The following is a 976-nucleotide window of genomic DNA, read 5'->3' as shown; positions in this document are numbered from 1 at the left end:
TTTTGATTAATGTATGGAATTTAATCTGTGACAAGAAAATGAAAAGAGAAGTTAGTATCGAAAAAAGATACCAACTTCTCTCATAATTAGCCTTAACTTAATGCCATTGGGATTATTCCATCTGCCTGTACATTAGCCAATTCAAAGGATTTAGTTGTCCAGATCAATAGAGACTCCCGGAATAATATCAGAAATATCGTCCAGATAACCGATATTTCCGTCATCTTCCTCATCGTCGTCATCATCATCATCATCTTCTTGGGCCATTTCTGCGATCAATTCTTCGAACGCGGCACTGGCGATCTCAAATTCTTCCGGATCGTCCAGACTTTCAAATACCGGATTGCCATCAGCATCCTCAGAATAGATCAATAATAATACTTCGCCATCTTCGAATTCATCATTTGGCTCCGTAGGAACTACAGCAATGTATTCTTTGCCAAGTTCATGAATTTCCAAAGCGGCAACAGCTTCCATGTCCATGTCATTGCCATCTTCATCTGTCAGAGTGATCACTGCATTAAAGTCGTTATCTTCATTAAAAAATAATGCGTTATTTTTGTCGTTCATTGATATCCTCCATTTTACTATTGCTACATACGTGCAACAAAATATAATACGTTTTTATTCAAACTTCTCTGTATATCAGGGAGAGAGTTTGAAATGGTTATTTGCTGTTCAAATAGTAACATTAGGGGCATCTGATGTCAAATAAAAAGAATATAAAATAAATGCTCAATTAAAACCCTCCATACCGGAAGTTACAGACAATCCACATATTGCTTATTATGTCGATTGCCTGATTATATTTTGCAGACGCTATATAGTGAGTCCTGCCTTCAAGAAACTATAGCAATTGCTTTGCCACAATTAGTTTTCAGTTGATAGGAAATTGCTGTTATGTAGCGTGACATCGCCAAGAATTGCTTTAGCAATTCTTGTAGAGCAAAACGCTGGTTTTGCTCTTTTTCACAGT

The 976-nt window shown here is 36.7% G+C and carries 1 protein-coding gene; it reads right to left on the bottom strand.

Annotated elements, in window-relative coordinates:
- Positions 1 to 150: 150 nt before the first annotated feature.
- The gene (locus tag DW981_RS14730; protein WP_118508256.1) at positions 151 to 570 is read right to left on the bottom strand and encodes a DUF1292 domain-containing protein; all 420 of its coding nucleotides are present in this window, start codon (positions 568 to 570) and stop codon (positions 151 to 153) included.
- Positions 571 to 976 lie beyond the last annotated feature (406 nt).

This window comes from Clostridium sp. AM49-4BH (assembly GCF_003478335.1).
In the GTDB taxonomy this organism is placed as follows: Bacteria; Bacillota; Clostridia; order Lachnospirales; family Lachnospiraceae; genus Butyribacter.
This window is presented reverse-complemented; position numbering and strand designations above follow the sequence as displayed.